Annotated in this window: 27 protein-coding genes; 2 read left to right on the top strand and 25 right to left on the bottom strand. The window is 37.8% G+C overall.

Features of this window, described 5'->3' with window-relative positions; genetic code table 11:
- Positions 1–148 precede the first annotated feature (148 nt).
- The 12 genes from KQI58_RS20160 to galE all read right to left on the bottom strand — a co-directional run bounded on the left by KQI58_RS20160 (position 149) and on the right by galE (position 13,234).
- On the bottom strand, positions 149–1,207 hold the full coding sequence (locus KQI58_RS20160) for a BMP family lipoprotein (RefSeq protein WP_216410760.1): 1,059 nt from the start codon (positions 1,205–1,207) through the stop codon (positions 149–151).
- A gap of 145 nt (positions 1,208–1,352) precedes the next feature.
- A complete protein-coding gene (gene argS / locus KQI58_RS20155) occupies positions 1,353–3,044 on the bottom strand; it encodes an arginine--tRNA ligase (RefSeq protein ID WP_216410759.1) in 1,692 nt (563 codons plus the stop codon).
- Positions 3,045–3,395: 351 nt separating this feature from the next.
- Positions 3,396–4,409 (bottom strand): ornithine carbamoyltransferase, encoded by a 1,014-nt coding sequence (gene argF, locus KQI58_RS20150; protein ID WP_216410758.1) that lies wholly within the window; start codon positions 4,407–4,409, stop codon positions 3,396–3,398.
- Positions 4,410–4,560: 151 nt separating this feature from the next.
- The gene (locus tag KQI58_RS20145) at positions 4,561–5,907 is read right to left on the bottom strand and encodes a cation:dicarboxylate symporter family transporter (protein WP_216410757.1); all 1,347 of its coding nucleotides are present in this window, start codon (positions 5,905–5,907) and stop codon (positions 4,561–4,563) included.
- Between the two features lie 486 nt (positions 5,908–6,393).
- Positions 6,394–6,789 (bottom strand): DUF3788 family protein, encoded by a 396-nt coding sequence (locus KQI58_RS20140; protein WP_367397958.1) that lies wholly within the window; start codon positions 6,787–6,789, stop codon positions 6,394–6,396.
- A gap of 82 nt (positions 6,790–6,871) precedes the next feature.
- A complete protein-coding gene (tsaD, locus tag KQI58_RS20135) occupies positions 6,872–7,894 on the bottom strand; it encodes a tRNA (adenosine(37)-N6)-threonylcarbamoyltransferase complex transferase subunit TsaD (RefSeq protein WP_216410756.1) in 1,023 nt (340 codons plus the stop codon).
- Positions 7,887–8,312 carry a ribosomal protein S18-alanine N-acetyltransferase gene (gene rimI, locus KQI58_RS20130; RefSeq protein WP_216410755.1) on the bottom strand — a complete coding sequence of 142 codons (426 nt, stop codon included), beginning with the start codon at positions 8,310–8,312 and terminating at the stop codon, positions 7,887–7,889. The genes tsaD and rimI (KQI58_RS20130) overlap by 8 nt, the downstream gene beginning before the upstream one ends.
- Positions 8,313–8,861 (bottom strand): ribosomal protein S18-alanine N-acetyltransferase, encoded by a 549-nt coding sequence (gene rimI, locus KQI58_RS20125; RefSeq protein WP_216410754.1) that lies wholly within the window; start codon positions 8,859–8,861, stop codon positions 8,313–8,315.
- Entirely contained in the window at positions 8,845–9,552 is a 708-nt protein-coding gene (gene tsaB, locus KQI58_RS20120; protein ID WP_216410753.1) for a tRNA (adenosine(37)-N6)-threonylcarbamoyltransferase complex dimerization subunit type 1 TsaB, read from the bottom strand. Before tsaB ends, rimI (KQI58_RS20125) begins: the two co-directional genes overlap by 17 nt.
- Before the next feature lie 203 nt (positions 9,553–9,755).
- Positions 9,756–10,739 carry a LacI family DNA-binding transcriptional regulator gene (locus tag KQI58_RS20115; RefSeq protein WP_216410752.1) on the bottom strand — a complete coding sequence of 328 codons (984 nt, stop codon included), beginning with the start codon at positions 10,737–10,739 and terminating at the stop codon, positions 9,756–9,758.
- 12 nt (positions 10,740–10,751) lie between these two features.
- A complete protein-coding gene (galT, locus tag KQI58_RS20110; RefSeq protein ID WP_216410751.1) occupies positions 10,752–12,233 on the bottom strand; it encodes a UDP-glucose--hexose-1-phosphate uridylyltransferase in 1,482 nt (493 codons plus the stop codon).
- Between the two features lie 11 nt (positions 12,234–12,244).
- Positions 12,245–13,234 (bottom strand): UDP-glucose 4-epimerase GalE, encoded by a 990-nt coding sequence (galE, locus tag KQI58_RS20105; protein WP_216410750.1) that lies wholly within the window; start codon positions 13,232–13,234, stop codon positions 12,245–12,247.
- A 150-nt stretch (positions 13,235–13,384) separates the two neighbouring features.
- On the opposite strand from galE, the gene KQI58_RS20100 reads away from it, so the two are divergent.
- Positions 13,385–13,552 carry a DUF3042 family protein gene (locus KQI58_RS20100; protein ID WP_102872638.1) on the top strand — a complete coding sequence of 56 codons (168 nt, stop codon included), beginning with the start codon at positions 13,385–13,387 and terminating at the stop codon, positions 13,550–13,552.
- Positions 13,553–13,578: 26 nt separating this feature from the next.
- Here KQI58_RS20100 and KQI58_RS20095 read toward each other — a convergent pair whose 3' ends face one another.
- The 11 genes from KQI58_RS20095 to KQI58_RS20045 form a co-directional block, all read right to left on the bottom strand.
- Positions 13,579–15,345, bottom strand: coding sequence for an FAD/NAD(P)-binding protein (locus KQI58_RS20095; protein ID WP_216410749.1), 1,767 nt, complete (start codon positions 15,343–15,345; stop codon positions 13,579–13,581).
- A 105-nt stretch (positions 15,346–15,450) separates the two neighbouring features.
- A complete protein-coding gene (gene yidA, locus KQI58_RS20090; protein WP_216410748.1) occupies positions 15,451–16,266 on the bottom strand; it encodes a sugar-phosphatase in 816 nt (271 codons plus the stop codon).
- Between the two features lie 310 nt (positions 16,267–16,576).
- On the bottom strand, positions 16,577–16,978 hold the full coding sequence (locus KQI58_RS20085; protein ID WP_216410747.1) for a rhodanese-like domain-containing protein: 402 nt from the start codon (positions 16,976–16,978) through the stop codon (positions 16,577–16,579).
- 27 nt (positions 16,979–17,005) lie between these two features.
- Entirely contained in the window at positions 17,006–17,962 is a 957-nt protein-coding gene (locus KQI58_RS20080; RefSeq protein WP_216410746.1) for an ROK family glucokinase, read from the bottom strand.
- Position 17,963: 1 nt separating this feature from the next.
- Positions 17,964–18,170, bottom strand: coding sequence for a YqgQ family protein (locus tag KQI58_RS20075; RefSeq protein WP_216410745.1), 207 nt, complete (start codon positions 18,168–18,170; stop codon positions 17,964–17,966).
- 264 nt (positions 18,171–18,434) lie between these two features.
- Positions 18,435–19,103: a rhomboid family intramembrane serine protease gene (locus KQI58_RS20070; RefSeq protein ID WP_216410744.1), complete on the bottom strand. Its 669-nt coding sequence runs from the start codon at positions 19,101–19,103 to the stop codon at positions 18,435–18,437.
- A 35-nt stretch (positions 19,104–19,138) separates the two neighbouring features.
- A complete protein-coding gene (locus tag KQI58_RS20065) occupies positions 19,139–19,678 on the bottom strand; it encodes a 5-formyltetrahydrofolate cyclo-ligase (protein WP_216410743.1) in 540 nt (179 codons plus the stop codon).
- Positions 19,679–19,734: 56 nt separating this feature from the next.
- The gene (locus tag KQI58_RS20060; RefSeq protein WP_216410742.1) at positions 19,735–20,730 is read right to left on the bottom strand and encodes a GDSL-type esterase/lipase family protein; all 996 of its coding nucleotides are present in this window, start codon (positions 20,728–20,730) and stop codon (positions 19,735–19,737) included.
- 11 nt (positions 20,731–20,741) lie between these two features.
- A complete protein-coding gene (locus tag KQI58_RS20055) occupies positions 20,742–21,731 on the bottom strand; it encodes a FecCD family ABC transporter permease (protein WP_216410741.1) in 990 nt (329 codons plus the stop codon).
- Positions 21,728–22,711 (bottom strand): FecCD family ABC transporter permease, encoded by a 984-nt coding sequence (locus KQI58_RS20050; protein WP_216410740.1) that lies wholly within the window; start codon positions 22,709–22,711, stop codon positions 21,728–21,730. The genes KQI58_RS20055 and KQI58_RS20050 overlap by 4 nt, the downstream gene beginning before the upstream one ends.
- Positions 22,712–22,713: 2 nt before the next feature.
- Positions 22,714–23,502, bottom strand: coding sequence for an ABC transporter ATP-binding protein (locus KQI58_RS20045; RefSeq protein ID WP_216410739.1), 789 nt, complete (start codon positions 23,500–23,502; stop codon positions 22,714–22,716).
- A 158-nt stretch (positions 23,503–23,660) separates the two neighbouring features.
- Between KQI58_RS20045 and KQI58_RS20040 the strand changes: the two genes are divergently transcribed.
- The gene (locus KQI58_RS20040) at positions 23,661–24,587 is read left to right on the top strand and encodes an ABC transporter substrate-binding protein (protein WP_216410738.1); all 927 of its coding nucleotides are present in this window, start codon (positions 23,661–23,663) and stop codon (positions 24,585–24,587) included.
- 61 nt (positions 24,588–24,648) lie between these two features.
- Here the strand turns inward: KQI58_RS20040 and KQI58_RS20035 are convergent, their stop codons facing one another.
- Positions 24,649–25,380, bottom strand: coding sequence for a DUF6681 family protein (locus tag KQI58_RS20035; RefSeq protein ID WP_216410737.1), 732 nt, complete (start codon positions 25,378–25,380; stop codon positions 24,649–24,651).
- Positions 25,377–25,784, bottom strand: a complete 408-nt coding sequence (locus KQI58_RS20030; RefSeq protein ID WP_216410736.1) for a hypothetical protein — start codon at positions 25,782–25,784, stop codon at positions 25,377–25,379. Before KQI58_RS20030 ends, KQI58_RS20035 begins: the two co-directional genes overlap by 4 nt.
- Positions 25,785–26,130: the final 346 nt, after the last annotated feature.

The raw sequence follows: 26,130 nt of genomic DNA, 5'->3' as shown, positions 1-26,130 counted from the left end.
ACCGTTCGTATTGTTTTTAGACATCATAACTATCACTCCCTGTATCCGATTTCATAAATCTATTATAAAAGAAAAGACTGTAGACAGCATCCATAAAATGGACTTTGTCTACAGTCTGACGCGCTCCTTAATTTAGGAGCGCGTTTTACTAATTTTCAGGTACTTTTATTTTTCCTTCTATAATTTGTTTTTTTGCCGTTGTTACAGCCTGATAGACTTCTTCAGACAACTGCCCTTTGGTTAGATTTACTCCGCCTTCTTTTAAGCCAAACTCTAAATGCTCACCGCCAGGAAAATCTTTGTCATATGAGGCTGCTGCAATTTCTCTAACTGCAGCTCCAACATTTTTTTTAGTTGAAGTTAAAGTGAAATTTCCAATTTTATCTTCAGCCATATGGTAATCGCCCTCATCTGTTTGATCTCTATCTACCCCAATGACCCAAACTTTCTGAGTTTTGTCGTTTTCATTTCGAGCTTTCGCTTCTTGAAAAACGCCAGCTCCGGTGCTTCCTGCAGCTTGATATATAATATCTGCACCTTCTTTATACATAGAAGCAGCGATGGCTTTCCCTCTATCTGGAGCGTCATAAGAGGCTGCATATTGTACGTTAATTGAAATTTCTTTTCCTAGATCCTTTGATCCGGCTTTGACCCCAGCCTCAAAGCCACTCTGAAACCGTTGTATTACTGGCCCTTCCATTCCCCCAATAAAGCCAACATGATTCTTCTTAGTGCTATAAGCAGCTGCTAATCCAGCTAAATAGGCACTCTCCTGGTCCTTAAAAGTGGCCGAAACAACGTTCTTTTCACTAGAAATCTCACCATCAATCAATGCAAAATTTAGCTTTGGATTTTGTTCGGCAGCTTCCTTAAGCGCATCCGCTTGTAAATAACTCAAACTGATAATTGTAGTAAATCCATTTTCAACTGCCTGACTAATGTTCGTACTGTTTTCCTGTGGATCGTTTGTTTCAAGATAAGTGAAATCCTTCTTTTCTTTTAGATTATTTTCTTTTCCCCATTTTTCAAGTCCTTCCCAGCCAGCCTGATTAAAAGAACGATCATCCACACCACCAAAACCTAAAATCAATGCTATCTTCTGATCAGGATTTTCCTTTTCCGACTCCTTTTCAGCTTGACCTTGACCGCAAGCTGCCAATAATCCTACTATTCCGAGACAACCTAACCCTAAAATAATTTTTTTCATTTGACGCGCCTTTCTGAGTGTCTTGACACCTTTTTGTTTTGTCAAAGTATATCACAAGTCGTGTTATTTCAGCAAAAAAGGTTGAAATTCAAAAAAGAAGTTGCAAGGCTATCCTCACAACTTCTTTTGCCAATTATTTTAAGTATTACATTTTGTTAGGTGCGTGAACTCCTAGCAAACGTAGATCCTCTTTCAAGATTATTGTTACAGCATGAACCAATGCCAAGCGAGCCTCTTTTTGTTCATCTTCAACTAAGATTTTCGTGTGAGCATAGTATTTATTGAACGCTTGAGCTAGTTTGATCGAATGCTTTGCAATCACTGATGGTTCGTATTGGTTAGCCGCTTGCATCACTACTTCTGGATAACTTTGCAACAACTTGATGATTTCCCAACTATCAGGATCGTTTAAAGCATAAACTGCCTCTGGATCAACAGCAAAATTTCCTTTTTCCAAAACAGTCATAGCACGTGCATGAGTATATTGAACGTATGGGCCTGTTTCTCCTTCAAAGCGCACTACTTCTTCTAAACTAAAATCGAAGTTATTCAAACGATCATTCTTCAAATCATGAAAGACTACTGCACCAACGCCCACCTGATGAGCCACTTCCTCTTTGTTTGGCAGGTCAGGATTTTTTTCTTGGATTTGTGCAAATGCGGAATCTTTTGCTTCATTTAGAACTTCTTCTAATAAAACGATTTTTCCCTTACGAGTAGACAATTTCTTCCCATCTTTTGTAATCAAACCAAATGGAATATGAATCATCTCATCCGACCAATCAAAATCCATTTCCTTCAAAACAGCCTTCAATTGCTTAAAGTGTCCACTTTGTTCATTTCCAACAACATATAGTGACTTAACAAAATTATATTCACGCTTGCGATAAAGTGCCGCTGCTAGATCACGTGTAATGTATAAGGTTGCTCCATCAGATTTTTTAATCAGTGCAGGATTCAAATCGTATTTTTCAAGATCGACGATTTCGGCTCCCTCGTTGGTTTGTAATAAATGCTTTTCTTCCAACATTGTGACAACTTCATCCATCTTATCATTATAAAAAGCTTCGCCATTATAGGAATCAAATTCTACTTCCAGCATACCGTAAATTTTATTGAACTCTTTTAATGATTCACTACGGAACCACTTCCATAAGTCCAAAGCCTCTTGATCATTTTCTTCCAGTTTTTTGAACCAAGCTCGCGCTTCATCGTTCAACTCCGGTTCATCTTCGGCTTTTTCATGAAATTCTACATATAGACGTAGTAATTCATTGATTGGTTCAGCTTTAACCTTCTCTTCTGATCCCCATTTTTTATAAGCAACAATCAGTTTCCCGAATTGGGTTCCCCAGTCTCCTAGGTGATTGATTTTGATTGGATTATAACCAATTTTGCTTAGAATCAAGCTGATAGAATTCCCAATAACGGTCGAGCGTAAATGCCCCATCGAAATAGGTTTTGCAATATTCGGTGACGACATATCAATCGTTACATTGCCTTCATTTCCAATATTACTGTCACCAAAGTGATTTTCTTCCTTCGAAATTTGTTTTAAGACCATACTTGAAATAACTTCTTTTTTCATAAAAAAGTTTAAATACGGCCCAATCACTTCAATTTTTTCAAACGCTTCTGGATTGATTTGTTCAGCTAATTCTGCGGCAATTTGTTGTGGCGCTTTACGAAAAACTTTTGCCAAAGCAAAAGTAGGAAAAGCCACATCCCCATGATCAACTGATTTAGGATTTTCTAGTAAACGTTCAACTTCTGGCAAAGTCAGATTTTCCTTGACTGCTTCAAAAACAGCTTGTGCAACAATATCTTTATTATTCATCCAAATTCCTCCTTATAAATACTTTTCTAAAGACAAAAAAGTGATCAGTCCTCGATGCTTTGCCGAGAAACTGAAGAGTCAAAATAAAACAAAAAAAGCCTCTGATGTATAAATACATCAGAGACGAGAATTCCCGCGGTACCACTCTTATTGTCATAAATGACCAGCTTAGGCTATAACGGTAGCTGCCGATTCATCTCAAAAGTGCGCCCTCTATTTTTGTTTATCCGGCTTTCACCTACCCGAACTCGCTGCAAAACTGCCATAGACTTCTCTTTTTCATCGATGAAATAATTATCTGGCACTTATATTAACAGAAAAAACTTCATCTGACTAGTCAAGAAAAATATTTTATGCTTTCGGAATGAACAAATTTCCTAATGTTGCTGCCATCACCGCTTTAATTGTATGCATACGATTTTCTGCTTGTTGGAATTGTAAGGCATTTTCGGCACGAAAAACTTCATCTGTAACTTCCATTTCAGTTAAATTATATTTTTCTTTGATTTCTTCGGCAACTTTTGTTTCAAGATCATGAAATGCTGGTAAGCAGTGTAAGAAAATCGTTTCCGCTTTCTGTGTTTTTTCCATTAGTGTCTGATTGACCTGATAAGGTAACAGTAAATCAATTCGCTCTTTGAAATTAGCTTCTTCTCCCATTGATACCCAGACGTCGGTATAAATAATATCGGCCTGCGCTACTCCCTGGTTAATGTCCGCTGTCACCAAAATTTCCGCCCCAGATTCTTCAGCGTATTTTTCAGCGATCGTAATCAAATCTTGTTCTGGGAATAATTTTTCCGGAGTTACGATTGAAATACTTACACCCAAAATGGCACTGGTAATCAGAAGTGAATTTGCCACATTGTTCCGTCCATCACCGACATAGGCTAAAGTTAGCCCCTCTAACTTTCCGAAATGTTCTTTGATCGTTAAAAAATCTGCCAACATTTGAGTCGGGTGCCACGCATCAGTTAGGCCATTCCAAACAGGTACGCCAGAATGTTCTGCCAAAGCTTCAACTGCTGTTTGTGAGAATCCTCGATATTCAATACCGTCAAACATACTGCCTAAAACTTTTGCTGTATCCTCTACGGACTCTTTTTTGCCCAATTGAATATCATTCTTTCCTAAATATTCAGGATGTGCACCTAAATCAATCGCTGCCGTTGTGAAAGCCGCCCGCGTACGCGTAGAGGTCTTCTCAAAAAGTAAAGCAATATTTTTTCCAGCTAAATATTTATGCGGAATATTTTGTTTCTTTAATTCTTTTAGGTGCGCTGCAAAATCGATTAAATAAAGCAACTCCTCTTTAGTAAAATCCATTTCTTTTAAAAAACTTTTCCCTTGAAAGATACTCGTCATTATAACGCCTCCATTTTTGAATATTCATTCGTTACTTCCAATAATATTTCATTTTTATTCATAATAACTGAATAAAATGAAAGTATCAACCTCTATTCTGAAATATTTATATAAAAAAGCCTCCTTGAAAATTTTCAAGGAAGCCATTTATTTATTTTGCTTGAGTTAATTTGATCCGATTCAGTTTACAGGTGACAGCACTTGCAACGACTCCACCATTCAAATTAATGGCTGTACGTCCCATATCAATCAGTGGTTCCACTGCAATAAAAACACCCACTAGTCCAACAGGTAAGCCTAACGCAGATAAAGAAATAATCGTGGCAACTGTACCTCCACCACCTGTTCCTGCTATCCCAAAAGAAGTCATTGCGATAATGAAACCAGCGTACAGTAGGAATTGCGGTGATAGCGGATTGATCCCTTGAGTCATGGCAACAATTGCAATAATGATTCCAGGATATACACCGGCACAACCATTCATTCCCATCGATGTTGCAAATGAAGCAGCTAGACTTGACACGCCACGAGGAATATTTAGTTCATCCTGCATTTCAATATTCATAGGCATTGATCCTGCACTAGAAGCTGTAATAAAAGCAAAGGAAAGAACAGGAAAAGCTTTTGCTAAATAGCGTATTGGAGGCAATCCGCAAATCGTTAAAATCAAAAGCTGAATCAAGAACATCACCAACATCCCAATATAGGAAACAGCAAAGAATTTTGCCAACTTCAACACTGCTGAAACATCATTATTTACAATTGTTGCGATCATGATTGTTAATACAGCATAAGGTGCATAAGATATAAATAGACGAACAACAGACATGATAATCTCATAAGCGCTGTCGAGAAAATCTTTAAACAATTGGGCTTCCTTAACCTTTTTATCCTTGATTTTTAAGTAGGCAATTCCTAAGAAGAACGCAAAAATTACAACACCTAAGGTTGCACTTGCTCGTTGTCCAGTCAAATCAAAAAACGGGTTTGACGGAAAGATCGCAATGATTTTTTGCGGCATAGTTAGTGTTTGCTCGCCACCAGAAACATAACTCTTTTGAATCTCGTTTGCCGAGTGCAGTGCGGTTTGTGAAATATTAAAAGATGTTCCATCAATATTTGAAAAATATCCAGTCACAATCCCTACTATACCAGCAATTCCAGCCGTAACAATCAAAGTCCCAATAATTGACATACCGACCTTTAATACATTGGTTTTGATTTTAATTTTAGTAAACGCCAACAAAACACAAACAAAAATCAAAGGTACCGCAATCATTTGAAGAAGCTTTACATACACACTGCCAATAATTCCGATCCAATCAGCAAGTACCACACCATCCGTCTTTGATAAGATTTGATTGAAAATCAACCCCAAAATAATCCCAATAGCCAAAGCAATGACGACACGTTTAGAAAATGACCATTTTAATTTCTTTAGATAAATCAATCCATACAATGAACCTAACACAATAAGAAACGATATTGCTAATAACACCCAATCACTCCATTTCAAATTATTTAACAAAGATCACCGATCTTTCAATTTGAGCTTCTTAGGATGTAAACAATCCGTTGTTTAAGCGATTTCATTTTGAACAAGTGACAAACTTCACATTAATAACGAATGGTATTCATAAAATATGAATCTACTTCCTTAGAAACTCTAAGTTCTATTTTTGATCAAAGTCAAGTCCGTCGTAAATTCATCATTTTCATCTCCCATCCCTTTGCTGTTCACTTGCAAAAACAGTATAAATCTTTACACATTGTTTCACAATCAAGATAAAATATTTATCATAAAAAAGTGCTACTTTTTTTCATCCAGTGAAATTAAAAAAGAGTATTCTTCATAATCAGTAAAGAGAACTACGGAACGTACCAGAATACTCTGGTAGCACAAAGCCATATCATAAACCACTATAAGATCAACATGTTTTTAAACTCATTTACCCACAGAAAAAAGCAGCTGAAAACCAGCTGCTTACTTTTTTTGCAATTTTCGAATACGCAATGTAATTAGATATTTAAGATCAGTAAATGCTTGCTCGGAAGTAAGCTCAACAACAAACCAGTGACCGCCCATAACTGGTTTGTCCTCTTTAAACGTTTGCTGAACTGATTGTGACATTGAAGCAATGTTCTCTGCTAATTCTTCCTGATAGAGATCAGATACAACAACCATCATTTTAGCGTTGTCATCTAGAAAATAAATCGTGCCTATATTACCGCCGTACTTTTTCGCTTTTACATGCCACCCGCCGAATCGGACTTTCTCCTTCGAATATTCGATGGAAAATTTAGGCTGATATTCTACTGTCAAATAATCCATTAATTTTTCAAAATAAGTATCAGTTACATACTCCTTCATCTGTTCCACGGTTGGCTGAATATCAATTGAAAATTACTCTTGCCAAGATTTTTTCATCTAATCGCCTCCTTGGCCTCATTATAGCAAGGCGCTAGATGTGTTGGAATGCTAAACTTGGATTAGCATTTAAGTTCATTTCTGCAAAATGATGTTTTTGCAACTCAATATGAGCCGCGGCTCCAATCATTGCTGCATTATCACCGCATAAGCGTAGTGGCGGCACGATTAGTTTCATATTAGGTAGCTCTTCATTAATCGCAAGAGATATCTTCTCCCGTAGACCTTTATTAGCCGCAACACCACCAGCAACGATTAATTGTTTAACTGGATACGTTTTGCACGCTTTAATTGTCTTTGTCACTAAAACCTCAATGACACTTGCTTGAAAGCTTGCTGCTAAATTTTTCTTATCTAATTTTTCTCCGCGTTGTTCAGCGTTATGAGTCAAGTTTATAAAAGCACTCTTCAAACCACTAAAACTAAAATCAAAATTATCTTCTTTGATCATGGCACGAGGAAAATCATACGTATCTTCTCCTTGGTGTGCCAATTCATCGATTTCTTTACCACTGGGATAGCTCAATCCCAATACACGCCCAACTTTATCATAGGCTTCACCAGCTGCATCATCACGAGTTTCACCGATAATCTCAAAGGAACCATCTTTTTCCATATAAACCAATTCAGTATGTCCACCACTAACTAATAAAGCCATCAAGGGAAACTCTAATGGTTCAACTAGACGCGCTGCATAAATATGTCCTGCCATATGGTTGATTGGTAATAATGGAAGTCCATTCGCCCATGCAAAAGCTTTGGCTGCACTCAAGCCAATCAATAGAGCTCCCACAAGCCCTGGTCCATAGGTAACTGCTACAGCACTGAGATCTTTTGCTGTTACACTTGCTTCAATCAATGCTTCTTCCATACAAATAGTAATTTGTTCCACGTGATGGCGGCTAGCCACTTCTGGAACTACCCCGCCAAAACGTTTGTGACTTTTAATTTGCGAAGCAACAATATTGGATAGAATTTTTTCGCCATTTTCGATTACCGCCACACTCGTTTCATCACAGCTGCTTTCGATTGCCAAAATAAGTTCTTTTTCATTCATCTGCATTTCCTACTTTCAAAGACATCAGTACCGCATCTTCTTGAGGGTGCTGATAATATTTTTTTCGAATTCCAATTTCTTGAAAGCCGAACTTCTCATAAAAAAAACGCGCCTCTTGATTCGAAGCACGTACTTCTAGAAAAATACTCGCTATTTTCTGTGACTCTGCGTAACGAATCAAGCGTTTCATTAGTTTTTTGCCATGTCCTTGACCTTTTATTTCAGAAGCGATATTCGTAATTTCGATTTCATCACATACTTGATGAAATCCCAGAAAAGCGATAATCTCTGCTTCTTCTGAGAAATAATGGCTATGAGGTTGCCCCATATCGCTGATAAATTGACTAATTGTCCACGGAGAATCAAAAGCATACGCAGCTTGGCTGATCTCCCAAAACCTTCTTGCTAACTCTTCCAACTATTCCACTTCCAAACGTTTGATCATATCCAAAGCATCCTCGTTATTCTCAGTATAATAATTTTTTCTAATATTCCGTGCAGAAAATCCTAATCGCCGATACAAACGTTGGGCATCGGTATTACTGAGACGTACTTCTAAAGAGAGTGTTTCACAATCGTTCATTATAGCGAAATTTTCGACTTCGTCAATCAATAGCTTACCAATCCCACGATTTTGAAACGCAGTTGCTACTGCTATATTGGTAATGTGGGTATCGTTACCAATCAAACGACTACCAACAAACCCGGCAATAGTTGATTGTCTCGTTACCATGCAGATATATAAATGAGGGATTGGCGAATGAATTTCTGAAAGAAATGCACTTTTAGTCCAAGGGGTTTCACCAAAATAAACATCACGCTCTAGAGCAATCAATTCTTTGATATCTTGGTCAATGATTTCTCTCAATAAAAATTCTTCATCACCTAAAATCACGCTTTTAGCATTGAAAGGGTATTGTTTCCCATAAAGGATCGTTCTTACTAACCCGCTAAATTTTTTCAACATAGTTTTCGTCCTCTGGCTGATGATTCTCCAACCATTTTTCTTCTGCCTCCACTCGCTTCAAATATTCTGGTAACAATCCATGAACATTTTCAATAGGTTGCGCAAGAAAACCTAGATTTCCTAAAACAATACCGTTAGGCAAGTTCAACTCATCTGCTTCTGAAACTTCCGCAGTTGGTATCGCAGATATAATTTGCTCATTAAATTTATAGGCCTCACCAACAAAATATGCTGGTTCTTTAATCTGCTTCAACAAATCGATTAACGCGATATGCTGATCAGCTAAAATATTAACTAGTTTATGATCTTTCCAGCGATATGCACTCGCGTAAACATTGTTACGACGAGCATCCATCATTGGAATAATCAATTTATCTGTATGTACATTTCCGGCGATCACCGCCAAACTAGAAACTGTGGTCAACTCTATTTTCAGTGTTTCTGCTAAAGTTTTTGCGGTCGTTACTGCGATTCGGATACCTGTATATGATCCTGGACCCTTGGCTACGACAATCCGATCCAAATCAGCAGGCTCTAATCCGCTTGCCTGCATCACCGATTCGATCGTTGGCATTAAGGTTAAACTGTGATTCATTTTCCGATTTAATTGAAAGTGAGCTAACAGCTTCTCATTCTCTAAAACTGCCACAGCTAATGTTTGGTTGGATGTATCCATCGCTAATAATTTCATAAGAGTTCATTTCCTCGCATTTAAGATAGCAATATTTTAACACAAACTATATTTGCTTTCCTACTAACTGTTCAAAGATTTCTGCTTTCCTTAAACTGACAGAAAAGAAGCCGAACAATCATCCACTATCATATTGGATAGGGAAATGACCATTCGGTTTCCATTTGAATTTTTTTCCATGAAAATTTTACAATTATTGGAAATTATTTTGTAGAATCTCGTTGAATCAGTTTAGTTCCCAACGTAATTTTTCGTGGTACCGGAGAAAATTCTTTTGCTAACTCCAAGATTGTTGAGACAGCTAGTTCACCCATCCATTCAGTTTCAACTTTAACAGTTGATAAAGATGGAGATACATATTTCGCCACACTGACGTCATTGAAACCAATCACAGAAATGTCTTCAGGAATTTTCAATCCTGCTTCTTGAATCGCTTGCATTGCTCCAACGGCCAATGCGTCACTAGAAGCGAACAACGCATCTGGGTACTCTTTTGTTTCCAATAGAAACTTTGTCATCGCTATTTTTCCGGCTTCCATTGAAAAAGCAGCAGTCAAGGTGAACTCCGGTTGATAGAGATTGATTTGTTCTAGCTTCGTTTTAAATGCATGCAATCGTGGATCTTCGATTGGCTGCAAGTTATGCTTGGTTGTCTCTTTGCCAGAAAGTATCCCAATTTTTTGATGCCCCTGTTGAATAAAGTAGTCAATCACCAAATTCAGACTTTGATCAAAATCCACGACTATTGAGTTTAAGCCCATATTCATCCCGTCAAAATCAACAAATAATAAGTTATCATCGATTCTTGTTAACTGCCGAATCTGCTCAGAATCGAATTTACCTAATGCGATCGTCCCGCTGACTTGAATATCTGACAAATCATTTAGGGCTTCTCGACGAATTTGGATGTTTAACTCTTCAGCTTTTTTCTCAATCCCTAATCGAATTGATAAATAATATAAATCCGCTAATTCCTCCGCTTCGTTGTACCATTGCACAAGACGGATCACAGACTTCACGGCTTTGTTAGCGCGCTTATGTTTCGTGTAATTCAATTCCTCCGCCACTTCAAAAATACGCTGCTTTGTTTCTTGGGCGACGGATAATTCTTGATCGTAATTCAGCACACGAGAAACTGTGGCAGGTGAAACACCTGCTAATTTTGCAATATCTCGAATAGTTGCCATCGCTGCCCCTTTCTACAAAGTTTTAATAAAGCGTGTAAATCCTTCTTGCCCTTCGACATCCCGTTTAAAAACTCCTGCATCTTCCAAAACGCGAGCAAAAACTGCTCCTACTGCTTTTTGGACAACGTGAGTTACATTTTCTTGTGTAATATGAACATTGGCTTTTAATTGTTCTGCCCATTCTAGGTGATAATCAGCAATATCATTTTTTTCAGCTAATAAGTATTTTTCAACTTCTTTTAATTCTGGTTCCAATCGTGGAGGTAAAACAGCCAGTCCCATCACTTCGATCAGCCCGATATTTTCTTTCTTAATATGTTGAACATCTGGATGAGGGTGAAAAATACCGTCAGGAAACTCTTCAGAGACATTGTTATCTCGTAAAACTAAGTCCATTTCAAATAAATCGTCTTTTCGGCGAGCAATTGGCGTAATTGTATGATGAGGTGTGCCATCTGCAGTTTTGGCTACGATTTGCAATGCCTCGTCCGAATAATTTTGCCATTTTTCAAAAATTAATTGCGATGCTTCAATCAAATCTTCTTGATTTTTTCCTTGTAAACGAATCACAGACATCGGCCACTTAACGATACCGGCTTTTACATTTGGATAATCTTTCAGTTCAAAATTTCGTTCAATCTCGGCCAAAGCCATCGGAAAAGTATGTCGTCCGCCTTGATAATGATCATGAGAAAGAATAGAACCACCAACAATTGGCAAATCAGCATTTGAGCCAACGAAATAATGCGGCAACACTTCTATGATTTTTAACAAACGTCGAAACGTTGCCTTTGTAATCTTCATTGGGCGATGTTCTTCCGATAAAATAATACAGTGCTCATTGTAATAAGCGTACGGTGAATATTGGAAGCCCCAGCTTTCACCCTCAAGATTCATTCGAATAATCCGATGATTGGTCCGTGCTGGATAATTCATTCGTCCTTTGTATCCTTCGTTTTCCATACACAGCATACATTCCGGATAATCAACTTTTTTCATTTGTCTTTCCGCAGCAATTTGTTTTGGATCTTTTTCAGGTTTTGAAAGATTAATCGTAATTTCCAATTCGCCATATTCTGTTTCAGCGGGGAAAATAATGTTACGAGCAATCTCACGGGTTTTAATATAATCATTATTTTTACTTAACTTGAAGAAATAATCTGTCGCTTGGACAGGATCCTTTGAATAGTATTGAGCGAAATAAGCATTTACAACAGAGGGTGGTGGAGTCATCAAATCCATCAATTGAGCTTCCAATATATCTTTTTCAGCCTGTAATCCCGTGATTACTTGATTCTTTTCTGCTTGAGTTAAAAGTTGGTCGACTAAATCAACTGCACTTTCTGATACCATGCGATTTTCGGCTTTTGATAAGGAGTTCTCCCCAATCATCGCGATAACTCGATTTTCTAAATATAAGCGATCCATCTCCATCCAACCGCCTGATTGAATAGCTAAAGTAATAAAATCTTTTACCGTTTGACTGATTGACACGCTACTTCCTCCTAATCCTCATATCCATGCGGATGGCTTACGTGCCAGTTCCACGCTGTTTTGATAATTGTCTTAATATCCGTATACTCTGGTTCCCAGCCTAACGTCGCTTTCACTTTATCACTGGAGGCTACCAAACGGCTTGGGTCACCAGCGCGGCGCGGACCAATTTTTGCAGCGATTTCTTTTCCAGTAACTTCACGTGCCGCATCCAGCATTTCTTTGACTGAGTACCCATTGTTTGAACCAAGATTGAAGAAATTACTTGGATTTCCAGCTTTTAAATACTCTAGAGCAAGGATATGCGCAGCAGCTAAATCCTCTACTTGAACGTAATCACGAATGCATGTGCCATCTGGTGTATCATAGTCATCACCGAAAATCGTTAAATGATCTCTTTGCCCCAACGCTACTTGTAAAATAATAGGTACTAGATGAGTTTCTGGATCATGATCCTCTCCAATACTAGCATCTGCTTTTGCGCCCGCAACATTAAAATATCGCAACGCAACATAGCGCATACCATACGCGTTATCGCACCACTTCATCATTTTTTCCATCATTAATTTACTTTCACCATATGGATTGGTTGGATTTGTTTGAACCTCTTCCGTGATTGGTGAAACTCCAGGCTCACCATATGTGGCAGCAGTTGAAGAAAAGACAATGTTCTTCACGTCAAACTCTTCCATGACTTCTAATAGGCTTTCCATTCCAACAACATTATTGTTGAAATACTTTAACGGTTTTTCAACCGATTCACCAACTAATGAGCTGGCCGCAAAATGCACAACTCCCTCGATCGATTCTTTCTTGAAGACATCCCGCATAAACACTTTATCACGACAATCTCCTTCATAAAATTTCGCTTCTGGATGTACGGCTTCACGATGACCTGTCAACAAATTATCGATTACGACGACATCGTAATCTTGTGAAATTAATTTATCAACCGTATGTGATCCAATATATCCTGCTCCGCCTAGAACTAAAATTGCCATTTAATCGACTCCCGTCTTTTCCATTTTATTTAGTAAACAAATTATAGTTTGTTTACTAAATAAAAGCAAGTGAATTTTCCATTCGTTAAACTTTCTATTTTTTCGTTTTTGCTTCATAATGAAGATATAAAGAGAAGGAGTGATGAAACGATGCGTAAATTTGCTTCAGGATTCGTTACTGGTACTTTAGCTGCTGCAGCAGTAGTTGCTGGTGTAGTAATGGGCGTGAAAAAGAAAGTCATCGACCCAATTGAAGAAAAAGAATCAAAAATCGATGAAAATCGTAAAAAAGCTCGTAGAAAACGTATTGCACGATAAAAAAAGAAAGCCGCGGCTTTCTTTTTTTATTGATAAAGTGCATTGACAATTTGATTTGCTAAATAAAATACCCTATCCTCACTTTTCGGACGTGGTGAAGCAGCATTTAACCAATCCAAGCCCTCAAGTGGAATCCCATAGCAGAATATGTTCGATAAAATATTTCCCTCTTGGTCAATCACCTGATGTGTTTTACGACTGACTTGCAATGCTCCAGTAGGATATTCTTCCCCTTCAATTTCTACTTGATGTGGAGTTATATAACCTTTTTTACGCATCTGAATCAACAAGGAATTCGTTGTACGTTCGAAACTAGTTGCCGACAAACGAGCTTCAATTAAGTTTTTACAGCTATATGACTGTTCGGGTGCCTTTTTGCTAAAAGCTAAGAAGGTACCATCTTTTCTTTCGATAGTCATTTCAGGTGCAAGAAACTCAATAAATCCAGCCTTGACCAAGGCTAACAACTGCTTTTGTCGAATCACTGGTGCGCCAATCGTCAGAAAACTATAGTTGCGATTGAAGCTACCAAAAAAATCTTCAAAGTATTCCTTTGGCGAAAATTTATTGTGATCCAACATATAGTTAAAGGGTTCCTGAATTTCTTTATAGGTATCGATTGCTGCAGCCAAAGCACCAGTCAGATTTCCTAATTCTGCCTCGTTAATATCTTTTTTTAAATAGTTTTGAATAAATTCAGGAAACTCTCTTGGTAAAACATTTTTTGCGGGATCAAAAAGCGTCTCCCAATCTAAACGGTCTTCAGCAGAAATTTGGTATTTTTGCAAAACTGTTTCTCGATCGCCATCACGATATTCTTCTAAAAAATTATCTAAAGCTACTTCGGACTCAGCCAATTTCTTTTGATAGAAAACTAGCTCAGCTTCCTTTTTTAATAAATCAAACAAATCTTGTGCACTGCCAGAAAATCGCTCCATAAAGGACTGAGTCAAAATCTGTGGCTGCGCGTCCTCTCCGGCTTTCTTCTGATTATTAGGTCGAGCATGATAAGGCAATCCTCTGCCTGAGCCAACTATCAAATGCTGCTCCCTGCCAGAAGCTTTATACTCCAAGCAATCTTTTTTTTCGATGAAGTGTCCACCCCATTTAGAAACGAACAACGCAATATAATCAAAAAAGCTCAATCCCAATCCACGAAGAACCACATCGCCTTCTACTAAATGATCTAACCGAGTATCAGAAGGATTTCCTGGTCCTTGATAGAAAAGATTATTCTCTTTTGCATAGTTTTGATTCTTTGCTTCTTCATCACTCATGTAGTTTTGTGAATGTCCTGTTGCTAAAATCACATCGCTCACTTGATAGATGTGGGAAGCCTCAAGCACTATCTTATTTTCTTCCATAGTCAGATCTACTACTTTTTCTTTAATTAATCTGACAGTGATGTTTTCTGGCAATCCTTTTTTTAATTCATCGAAAAACCAGCATTGATAGACACCGTAATAGCGGCGCTGACAATAATCGTTTTCACCTAATTTTGTCTCTGAGAGAAACGTTTTTTTTAGATCAAAATCAGTTAAATACTTTAATGCTTCTGTTTGATTCCATTCTGCTAAATTTGGTCCTTCATCTTCAGAAAATAGAGTCACATGTTGCATAACAGTATTCATGATGACCTGGTCGCTTTGATTCTTACGCCAAATATTACCACCCGGTCCATCTGGATCAAAAAGTAAAAGTTCAATCCTTTCATTTTGAGGAGCTTGTTTGATTAAGCGATCCAAAGCAATCAATCCATATGGGCCTGCTCCAATAACTGCAATTTTTTTCATACATATTCCCCATTTTTTCATTCATTTCTTTAAGAGTAGAGAAAATTTGAGGAATAAGCAATAAAAAAAAGCTTCTGACGAATATTTCATCAAAAGCTCGTAGAACTATTTTAACACCCAGCGATCAAAAGCTTCTTTTACACCGTCTTCTAGATTGGTTGCAACAGTATAATCTGCAGCTGCTTTGATTGCCTCACTAGCATTACCCATCGCTATTCCAGTTCCAGCAAATTCAATCATTGAAAGATCATTTTCTGCATCACCAATGGCCATCACTTCAGATTGTTTGATTCCCAAATGTTCACTCAACTCTTTCAGCGCTATCCCCTTGCTAGCATTAGGATTTAATACTTCAAGAAAATATGGCGTACTGCGAACAAGTGTATATCTTTCGAAGTAATCAGCTGGGATTTTTTTGAAAGCTACGTTTAAAACTTCGGGATCGTCAATCATCATCATTTTAATCGGCAATACATTTTCTGCAGCAATTTCTTCCGGTGTTCGATAATGTAAAGGCATATTTACCAAATAAGATTCTAAAATCGTGTAAGGGCTAATGTCACGATTAGATGTGTACATCTCCTTCTTATCTGCTAAATGTAAGTGAACGTTCAGCAAGCGTGCTAAATGATCAATCTCCAAATAATTTTCTCGAGTCAAGCCATGTTCAGCTACGATATCCCAAGTATTTGTATTCAGAACTAAAGCACCGTTATAAGTAATAATATAATCATCTATATTGTTTAGTCCCAAAACATCTAATTGCGCTCTTGTTCCTGATAATGGCCGCCCAGTGGATAAAACTACATAGACACCCGCTTCGCGCGCTGTCTTGATAGCGTCAACTACAGGCTGATTAATTTCATGATGATCGTTTAATAATGTGCCGTCCAAATCAATGGCAACTAATTTGATACTCATATATTTCTCCTAACTACTTCTAAATTTATTGCGATAAATTAATTTGTTTAAACTGTCTAACTGTAAGCTTGTTTCTTCTGTTTTATATTTTTATGTGACCCAATGGCGTTTTGATTTTAGCAGACAGCGTAAAAAGTTCCAGCTTTCATCATAAGGGTAATTCTATTTTCAGTCAATTTTCATAATGAAGGACTTCCAAATTACTAATCTTCCTAAATAACTAGTCATTGTTCATAATCCGAATATACAAACCTGTCAATAAATCATTCCCACGAAAAAACGACCAGATATCTATCCAGCCGTTTTTCTATTAATCATTCTTTTTCTGTTTAACTTTCCCAGTCCAATCCTGCATGCCGCCTTTTAGGATATATAGATCTTTGTAGCCCTTTTTACGAAGCAGGTTAGCCGCACGAGCGCTGACTGCCTTATTTTGATCATAGATATAAATCGGTTGATCTTTTCGTAAAGAACTGAATGTTTCTTTCAGCATACTAAATGGAAAACTACGGGCTCCCAAAATGTGTTTTGAGTTGAACTCATCGCGTTCGCGAACATCTATGACTTGAGCTTTCCGCATCCCAGCTTGAAATTCTTCTTGTGAAATGATTTTAGCAGAGCGTCTCATCATGATTCGAACATACAATTCATACAGACCAAATAGAACGATCACCGAAATTAATACAATATTTATCTTCCACCAAATTGACATACCTTGATTCCCCTCTTACCTTTTTCTCTATTTTGCTAACGAAGCCGCGCCGATAACACCAGCTTCATTTCCTAATTCTGCTAGTTTAATTGTGGTACTTTCTCGTACTTGTGGGAATGTGAACTCTTTAAAATAGTTCTCAATGCGACTGCGTAGAAACTCACCTGCAGCAGAAACACCGCCACCAATGACAATAGTCGAAGGATTCAATGTGTTCCCAAGATTTCCACAAGCCAACCCTAAATAGAAAGTTACTTTATCAACCACCATTAAAGCAAGATCATCATTTTCTTTTTCGGCCAATTCAAAAACATCTTTACTTGTGATATCTTCGCCGTTATCCAAACGCGCTTTTAATTGTGAGCCGCCTGCATATTCCTCAGCCAATTGACGAGCAACGCGTACAACACCCGTCGCACTAGCAACTGTTTCTAAGCAGCCACGCTTACCGCATGTACATTCAAAACCATTAGGATCAACGGTAACATGTCCGATTTCACCAGCACAGCCAGCAATTCCATGAAGCAGCTGACCGTTCATCACGATGCCGCCACCAACGCCAGTTCCTAGTGTCATAAATACCACATCTGGTTCATTGTCACCAGCACCCTTCCAGCGCTCACCTAAAGCAGCGACATTAGCATCGTTATCAATGCTGAATTTGATGTTCGTTCCCTTTTCGATCGCACTTTTGACCTGTTGCAACGTCGTCCAGTTCAAATTATAGGCGCCAATTACTGTTCCAGCCTCGATATCGACACTGCCAGGAGTTCCCATGCCAATCCCGATAAATTGTTCTGGTGTCATACCATATAATGATAAATGATGATTAATAGAATCAATGATATCTGGCACGATATGTGAACCATCATCTAAAATATTAGTTTCGATACTCCATTTTTGCTGAATCTCACCAGCTTCAGTCAAAATAGCAAATTTTACTGTTGTTCCACCTAAGTCAATACCTAATAATTTTTTATCCACTCTAGTCACCTTCTCGACTTTCTTCAATGTGATGTTCTCGTTTTAAAATGTTCCAACCCTGCAAATAAGTGTCACGATCCACTAAACGACTCTCATATAAATTTTTCAATTCGATCTGCATCAATTCAATATCGTAAATTCTTTTTCCTACGTAAACATAAATGCCGAATTGTTTTAGCAACTGCTGTACATCGTATAAACTTTCCATCCAAACACATCCCTAGTATTATACAGAAAAAAGAGCTTTTTTTATAGCCTTATTTCTATTTCCTAGCTTATTTTTTTAATAAGTCATCTAGTCCACCATACATTTTATAGCATTCTCTTAATAGTCGCAAATCAATCACGAGTATTCCACTAAACTTGTAGATAGTCTTAGCAATAAGTCATGTATAAAAGCTGCTCTTCAATTCGTAATAAAATATTCGCTATAGTAGCCATACAAAAAAAGCGAACTACATTCGTCCGCCATTTATTGATACATACTAAATTTTCTTAATCCAAAAAACACAAAAATGACAACCGCAAAAATAAAAAATAAAATAGACGTAGCCCTTCCACGAGTTGAAAAGCGATCCTGTGAATATGGAACAGCTAACGCCCAACCAGATAATGCTCCACCGATTATACCGCCTAAGTGTCCCCAGATATCAATCGTTGAATCAAACAGACCAAAAGCAAGATTCATCAAAATGAAAAGAGCAAATTGGCGTGTCAAAGCTTGAATCGCTCCATTATCGCGATAATGTAAGCCGACTACTAAAAAGGCACCGAACAAACCAAAAATTGCTGTACTTGCCCCGCCGGATAATGTCGTAGGCTGATTGAATGCAAAACTTGCAAAATTTCCCATGACCCCACTCAATAAATAAATTATTGCAAAACGCCAATGACCAAAAATAGCTTCACATTGTTGTCCCATATAATACAGGACCACACCATTCAATGCAAAATGCATCAACCCAAAATGGATAAACATTGGCGTGATGAAGCGCCAATATTGGTGCTGCCAAATGATTGATGGTGCAAACATTCCTAATTGATTCTCGATCGATAGTCCCGGGAGTAAATATTGCATTAAGAATACAATTGTATTGATTGCAAAAAAAGTATACATTACATAAGGTTTATCTTTTCTCATATATCTACCTCTCTCATTTCTCGTTTTTTTCATAGTTACATTGGAAGAAATAGTTGCTGAATCGGTTGATCAAACTCTTCTACCTGCCAATCTTCTATTAATTGTTCAACAAAAACCAGACTGCAGGTGTTCCCATTATAATTTGCTAAATAGCGGTCATAATAGCCACCACCAAAACCAACACGATACCCTGCACGATTAAACACTAATCCTGGAACAATCAATAAATCTAACTCATTAGATCTCGCAATGTCTTCAGTTTCAGGCTCAGCTACACCAAATCTTGTCGTATAAAATACCGTTTTCGTGTCCACCCAATGGAAAATCATCTCTCCTTTAGGCAACGACTTAGGGACAGCGACTTTTTTTCCCATCTCAAAAGCACGTTGGATCACCGATGAAGTTGGAAACTCAAATTTGGTCGACATTGTTACACCAATACTGCCAGCTTCTTTCCAAACTTTACTTTGAAATAATTTGTCAAGAACGCGTTCGACTTGGTCCACTCGCTCTTCACTATCCGCCAATTTTTGCAAACGAGCAATCCCACGTTGTCTAAGCTTTTCTTTTTCCATGCATTCACCTTCTTATCTAGAAATACTAACAAAATCAAACCAAAATAAAAAGAGGATTACTCCCCTTTAACAAAATCACTAGAAATTTGACGCGCGATAGCTAATCCAGCGACTGCATTGAAGTGCAAATGATCACCGCTATCGAATAATGAATGTAAATGTCCAGAAGCTTCCTCCACGATCTTAGAAAAATCCCAAACTTGCCGATAATTATCGAGCAACCACTGATTTATTTCTTTACGCAGGTTCTCTTTTGTTTGGTTCATTCCAAGATACCCCAAACACGGTGTTAATGTACACAATTGGTATTCTACCCCACTGACGTTGCAAAGATGAATCATTTCTCTGATTCCTGTTTTGAAAGTCTCCAGTGTAAGTTCACCGTTGATTAAGTCATTCACGCCAAGAGATAAAAGAACTTTGCTAACATTGCTATGGCTAAGAAAACAATCTTCCAATCGACGTAATCCACCAAAACCATAAAAAAGATTTTGTTTCTCAGTGTTCGCGTTATCACTGCTTGGCTTCAATAAGCAACTACCATTTATCCCTTGATTAACTAAATAAATATTTTGCTTCCGCAGTTTTCTTTGCAATGGTGTCGTCCAAGTAGCGCCTTCAGTTAAAGAATCTCCCAGGGCAATAATACATTTCCCATCGAGCTCTGCTTCGATCGCTAGTAATCCTGAACAAAAATCTGTTTTTCTAAGTTTTGGCAACATATCAGCATCATTGTAGGCAAAGCCGCTTTCACTTGAAGTAATATGAAAAGTGAGCCGCCATGTTCTCGAATTAGAATCGATCAAGATAGGTTTTGTCTTGAAAAGTTCATTTGGAGCAAGTGAAAAGTCAGAAATAAACTGACAACATTTATCCGTTTTTACCGATAACTTTTGAATCTGCTGTGTTTGCTGACCATATTCATTTGCAAATACCAAACGAATTTTCTTAACTGGGACAATTTGCTTCAACGTTAGATGGACCACTCCTTCTGCTATACTGTGCTGAGCGATTCCTCGTTGTGCATGACTCCATATCGTAGTCCAAACCATCCAATCTCTCCTTATCTTTCATTACTTTTTTTTAGAAGCTTTAAAATGAAATATGGAGCGCCAATCAAAGACACAATAATTCCCGCTGCCATTTCACCATCCGGGAGAATAATCCTAGCCAAAATATCGCTAAATAGTAACAAAATACCACCGATCATAGCAGTCATCAGCAACGTTTGATTATTTTTTCGTTTAACGGACTGTTGAGCAATATGAGAGGCGATTAATCCAATAAAACTGATACTGCCAGCAATCGAAACACTAACAGCTGCTAAACAAACTGCACAAATTAAAAAGAACAACTGTGTTCGTTTCAATTTCACTCCCAGTACAATGGCTATCTCATCTCCTAACTCCAAAACTTCCAAAGAACGTCCCTTTAATAATAGCAAAGGCACTATACAGATGATCCAAGGAAGCAAAAGTAAAACATGCTGCCAAGTCGTTCCCCAGATCGTTCCCGCAAGCCATGCGGTTACGAATTGATAATTATCTTTAGATACTCGCATCGTACCTATCAATGTTAAGGCCGAAATACCAGCATTTACTGCGACTCCTGCCAGTAACAATCGATTAGGAGTGATACGCTTTGAGTGACGCCCAAAATAATAAACCAATCCTGTCGCTGTAAAACTACCGACACAAGCAATCAGCGGTAAAAACCAGCTGGTTTCGCCTGATGCAAAAAAACCTAAATAAATGAGAACTGTTAAACCAGCACCAGCATTAATTCCCAAAATTCCTGGGTCGGCTAAATCATTGTGTGTGATTGTTTGAAACAAATAACCCGATACCGCTAACCCCATACCTGCTAATATCGACACTAGCATTCGAGGAAATCTAAAATCAAAAACAATTAATTGTTGTGCAGTCGTAGCAGTTCGTTGAAAAACTTGCAACAGTTCGGATATTGTTAATGGAATCGTTCCTACCGTAAGACTGAGTATCACCCCGGTAATCAGTAAGAGAAGCACTATCAGCCAACTAATTTTTTTCCTCATAAGCTTCCCTTCCTAATTTGTAAAAGTAAAAATGGCACTCCAATAATCGTAACAATTACTCCAGCGGGGGTCTCTAAAGGGGGTGCAATTAAACGAGAAGCAATATCTGCTACAACAAAAAATAGGGCGCCAAATAACCCAGATGCCGGAATGACAAAACGATAATCATGTCCAACAAAAAAACGAACGACATGAGGAACGATCAATCCAATAAAACTGATTGTTCCAACTAAAGCCACGGAACTTCCTGCTAACAGTAAAACAAAAAGCATGCTTAGTTGTCGAATCCGACTGGGATTTTTCCCCAACGAAATTGCTGTTTCATCTCCTAAACTCAGTAACGTAATTTGTGGGCTGATTAAACATGCACCAATAACCCCCACTACAATTACTGGAGTGATCACCTGCAATTGATCCCACGTAAGATTAGCCGTTCCTCCTACAAACCAAAAGGTCATATCTTGATTCAAATCAAAAAGCAAACTGATACTTTGGCTTATAGCCGTAAAAAAAGAACTCAAAGCAGCACCCAATAAAATAATTCGGACTGGAGATAATCCAAATGAGATTTTCGTTGAAACTAGATAAATCAAAAACAGCGAGACCGAGGCTCCAATAAATGAACCCAGCACACCCATAGTTGGTGAAGGATTTGTATTGAAGGCAAAAACCAAGGCAAGACCTAGACCTGCTCCTGAATTGATTCCCAATAACCCAGAGTCAGCGATTGGATTGGAGGTAATTCCTTGGATCAATGCCCCTGATATCGCAAAGGCCGCCCCAACCGAAATAGCCCCTAACATGCGCGGTAAGCGCAGATAACGAATCAATTGTTCCCCCTGATTATTCGGATCAAAGTGCAGTAAAGCCTGAGTGACATCTGACCACTTGCTGGTAACCGCTCCAAAGCGCAGGGAAAAAAGCATGGCTATTAATAGTAACAGGAAAACAATTGGAAAAAATAATTTTCGCTTTGCCATCTTTAGTGCTCCTTTACTAAATCATAAGCAAGAACTAACGGTTTATCGCTATTTGGCATCGTTGCAAAGGTTGCTTGAATGTCAAAAAGATTCAATAATTTTTCCGCAGTAAAAATCTCCTTTGGTGTACCTTGAAAAATTAATTCACCATTTTTCATTCCTAGCAAATAATCAGAAAAACGTGAAGCATGATTCAAATCATGAATCGTCATTAAGATTGTTTTTCCCTGCCGATTGATTCCTTGCAACAATTCCAATATTTCTAATTGATGAGCAGGATCTAAAAAAGTAATGGGTTCATCCAAAATTAAAATATCCGTGTCTTGAGCTAATGCCATAGCAATCCAAACTCGCTGCTGCTGTCCACCGGATAACGTAATTAATGTCCGATCTCTTAATTCTTGTAAATTCGTTGCCTCTAACGCCCAATTAATCAAATGATGATCCTGTTCTTTTAAGCCTGAAAAACCTTTCTGGTATGGGAAACGACCATAGGCAACTATTTCTTCAACGGTCAGCCCACTGATTTGTGTACTGGTCTGTGATAACGAAGCGATTTTTTGTGCGACTGTTTTGGTATCTAAACGTTGAATATTCTCACCGTCAATAAAAACTTCACCTTTGGCAGGCTCAAGAATTCGAGCTAAGGCTTTTAGTAAAGTCGATTTTCCACTACCATTTGGACCAATCAAACTAGTGATCTGACCTTTAGGGATTTCTACGGTAATATCGTTTACGACAATTTTTTTATCATACCCGATTGAAAGATCAGTGGTATTCAATTTTGTCATAGACTTTCCTCATTTCTCTGATAATCGTTCTCAATTATGAGCTTATTTGTTATCTGCGTCAACTGTCATTTAGAAAAAATTACGGTTGACACCCTTATGCCTTTCAGTAATAATAGCAATTGAGAACATTTCTCAATTAACTTCGAAGGAGTTTTTTTATGTTAAAAAAAATAATTTTAGGTACATTTTCTCTGCTGGCTTTAATCAGCTTAGCTGCTTGTGGGCAAAGCAGTGAGAGTAAAGATAAAAACAATGACGTGCGAACGATGACCGATGCGCAAGATCATAAAGTGGAAATCCCTAATAAACCGAAACGTATCATTGCCTCCTATTTAGAGGATTATTTAGTGGCTCTAGACGAAAAACCGGTTGCTCAATGGACAGTCGGTGAGGGAAAAATACAAAACTACTTGCAAACCGAACTAAAAGATGTTCCTACTATTAATTATGACCTTCCCTATGAAGCCGTATTGAAATTCGAACCCGATCTGTTATTAATTGGAGCAAACGGTTCACTTGAGGGCGGAAAATACAAAGAGTATTCTAAGATTGCACCAACTTATGTTGTAAAAAATGGTGGGAACGTCACTTGGCGGGAGCAATTAGAAGACATCGGGAATGTTTTGGGTAAAAAAGATCAAGCCAAAAAAGTGGAAAAAGACTATGATCAACTCATTGACCAAACCAAAAAGGACCTGAAAGAGCAAATCAACGGCAAGTCAGCTGCCGTCTTATGGGTAACAAATAATTCAGCCTTCATGGTGGCTGACAATCGTTCAAGTGGGCAACTCCTTTACAAAGAACTAGGATTCGAAATCCCTCAACTGACCAAAGATATCAGTAAAAAAGCAACGGCAGACTTTTCACAAGTCTCTTTAGAGAGCCTATCACAACTTGACGCGGATTATATTTTCTTAGTAAATAGTGATTCTGGTGCTGCGATGTTTAAAGATCCGTTATGGAGCAATATTCCAGCTGTCAAAAACAACCGACTATTTGAATTTGATGGGGAATCAAGCTGGTTGTATAATGGTCCTATCGCTTATACAAAAATGGTGGAAAATATTCGAGATGTCTTGAAGTAAAAAAATACCGATCTGATCAAAGCCCATTCTATTTAGAAAGCTGCTTTTGATCAGACGGTATTTATTTTTTACTACGGCGAGTTCGTGTTGTGCCCTCTTCCACTTTGACTAAAAATTTTAAACGATAAGGTTCATGGTATCGCACGCCATCTTTAACAAAATCTCCACCGACAATAAATAATCCAATCGGTTTTAATGGTTCGACATGTCGAATGGTTCCAATCGTTTCCAGTTCGCGATAATTTCTACCAATCTGTAACTGATAGATCCCTGTATCGATTTGCTTAACATAATAATACGGATACAGTGTATTTTCTTCGATTAAGAATCCTTCCTCTTTAGAAAGATCTCGTGTTGTGATCTCTTTTCCATCAATCAGTGTCTGGATATTCTCAACAAGTTTTAGTTGATAATCTTCATTGAAATCAACTGGGATTTCTTTTGCCTGTTCAAAAACTTTCTTCTTTTTTCTAGGCTGTTCATTTTGAATATTGAAGGCATCATCAGGAAGATATTTAACAAAAAGTTGTGTAATGTCTCCCTTCACATTTTTATCTAAGAAGTAATAAAAGAAATTCAAAATAAAGAAATACACTAAAACAATAAAAATTAACCCATAAAGTACTAATTGCAGATAGTTTTGATTAAGCCACAATCCATAAACAATCCGTAAAATATATACAGTTGGAATGATACTTAATAGCGTGTACGCTCGGTTCGAGTACTTTGGACTAATATCCAAAAATCCTAAAAACTTGTTTAATCCATTAATGATATCTAAAAGTATCGTCATTGATTACCACCTGCTTCTGAACCAATTGGAGCATCAGCTGGCTGCTGCGTTGGCGTCGTTTGTGATACCTCCGTTGAGGATTGAGGTGTAACAGAACTACTTTCTGTTGACGGCTGTGTATTTTCAACCTGATTGTTTCCAGCCGAGCTTTCCTGAATAGTATTGTTCGCCTTCGACTCTTCGGTCGGTGTTATTTCTTCGACCGTACTTGTTTCATGGGTAATGCTATTTAGATCACGAGAAGAATCGGTCGTACGATTCGTTGATTCTGTCGACGATGTGGATGGTGTCGTCGCTTTTGCTTGTCGATAACTCGAATTATTTAAAATTCCTGTAGTCGTCGCTATCAAGATTGACAGGGTCAAAAGAGCGATTGGCTTTAAAATCGGTGGAACTTTACGCATAGGATTCTTCCTTTCTTTGATTATTTTATTTAATACTTAGTTTTAGCACTGGAAGGTTAGCTTTTGTTTAGGATTCTGTGAAGATTTCATGTAGATTTCTGAAAATATTTTGCGACTCTAACATTCTTTATAAATTACCCTTAGTTAAAATTTTTACTAAAAGCAGATAGACTCATCTTTACCTACGGATACAACTGTACTGATAAAAACGTGAAACTCTAAAAACATAAGAAAACCTCAGGAGAAAACCGCTCCTGAGGACTTTTTGTTTAGATGAATCATTTTATTGTCGATCACTGATTCTAAATTCGTATCCAAGTACGTTCTTATAATATTCTGGATACAT

The sequence above is a fragment of the Enterococcus raffinosus genome (assembly GCF_018917525.1).
Classification (GTDB): domain Bacteria; phylum Bacillota; class Bacilli; order Lactobacillales; family Enterococcaceae; genus Enterococcus_A; species Enterococcus_A raffinosus_A.
The sequence above is the reverse complement of the archived record's forward strand: the minus strand, read 5'-3'. Positions and strand labels throughout refer to the sequence as shown.

Bases quoted from the DNA above. Each gene is read 5' to 3' on its own strand.
- KQI58_RS20040 (WP_216410738.1), top strand. From the start codon at position 23,661: ATGTTAAAAAAAATAATTTTAGGTACATTTTCTCTGCTGGCTTTAATC.
- tsaB (WP_216410753.1), bottom strand. From the start codon at position 9,552: ATGAAATTATTAGCGATGGATACATCCAACCAAACATTAGCTGTGGCA.
- KQI58_RS20115 (WP_216410752.1), bottom strand. From the start codon at position 10,739: ATGGCAACTATTCGAGATATTGCAAAATTAGCAGGTGTTTCACCTGCC.
- KQI58_RS20045 (WP_216410739.1), bottom strand. From the start codon at position 23,502: ATGACAAAATTGAATACCACTGATCTTTCAATCGGGTATGATAAAAAA.
- galE (WP_216410750.1), bottom strand. From the start codon at position 13,234: ATGGCAATTTTAGTTCTAGGCGGAGCAGGATATATTGGATCACATACG.
- KQI58_RS20055 (WP_216410741.1), bottom strand. From the start codon at position 21,731: ATGAGGAAAAAAATTAGTTGGCTGATAGTGCTTCTCTTACTGATTACC.
- argS (WP_216410759.1), bottom strand. From the start codon at position 3,044: ATGAATAATAAAGATATTGTTGCACAAGCTGTTTTTGAAGCAGTCAAG.
- KQI58_RS20035 (WP_216410737.1), bottom strand. From the start codon at position 25,380: ATGACGATACTTTTAGATATCATTAATGGATTAAACAAGTTTTTAGGA.
- KQI58_RS20100 (WP_102872638.1), top strand. From the start codon at position 13,385: ATGCGTAAATTTGCTTCAGGATTCGTTACTGGTACTTTAGCTGCTGCA.
- KQI58_RS20060 (WP_216410742.1), bottom strand. From the start codon at position 20,730: ATGGTTTGGACTACGATATGGAGTCATGCACAACGAGGAATCGCTCAG.
- yidA (WP_216410748.1), bottom strand. From the start codon at position 16,266: ATGAGTATCAAATTAGTTGCCATTGATTTGGACGGCACATTATTAAAC.
- KQI58_RS20030 (WP_216410736.1), bottom strand. From the start codon at position 25,784: ATGCGTAAAGTTCCACCGATTTTAAAGCCAATCGCTCTTTTGACCCTG.
- KQI58_RS20160 (WP_216410760.1), bottom strand. From the start codon at position 1,207: ATGAAAAAAATTATTTTAGGGTTAGGTTGTCTCGGAATAGTAGGATTA.
- tsaD (WP_216410756.1), bottom strand. From the start codon at position 7,894: ATGAATGAAAAAGAACTTATTTTGGCAATCGAAAGCAGCTGTGATGAA.
- rimI (WP_216410754.1), bottom strand. From the start codon at position 8,861: ATGTTGAAAAAATTTAGCGGGTTAGTAAGAACGATCCTTTATGGGAAA.
- KQI58_RS20085 (WP_216410747.1), bottom strand. From the start codon at position 16,978: ATGTCAATTTGGTGGAAGATAAATATTGTATTAATTTCGGTGATCGTT.
- KQI58_RS20075 (WP_216410745.1), bottom strand. From the start codon at position 18,170: ATGGAAAGTTTATACGATGTACAGCAGTTGCTAAAACAATTCGGCATT.
- KQI58_RS20050 (WP_216410740.1), bottom strand. From the start codon at position 22,711: ATGGCAAAGCGAAAATTATTTTTTCCAATTGTTTTCCTGTTACTATTA.
- KQI58_RS20095 (WP_216410749.1), bottom strand. From the start codon at position 15,345: ATGAAAAAAATTGCAGTTATTGGAGCAGGCCCATATGGATTGATTGCT.
- KQI58_RS20065 (WP_216410743.1), bottom strand. From the start codon at position 19,678: ATGGAAAAAGAAAAGCTTAGACAACGTGGGATTGCTCGTTTGCAAAAA.
- KQI58_RS20070 (WP_216410744.1), bottom strand. From the start codon at position 19,103: ATGAGAAAAGATAAACCTTATGTAATGTATACTTTTTTTGCAATCAAT.
- argF (WP_216410758.1), bottom strand. From the start codon at position 4,409: ATGACGAGTATCTTTCAAGGGAAAAGTTTTTTAAAAGAAATGGATTTT.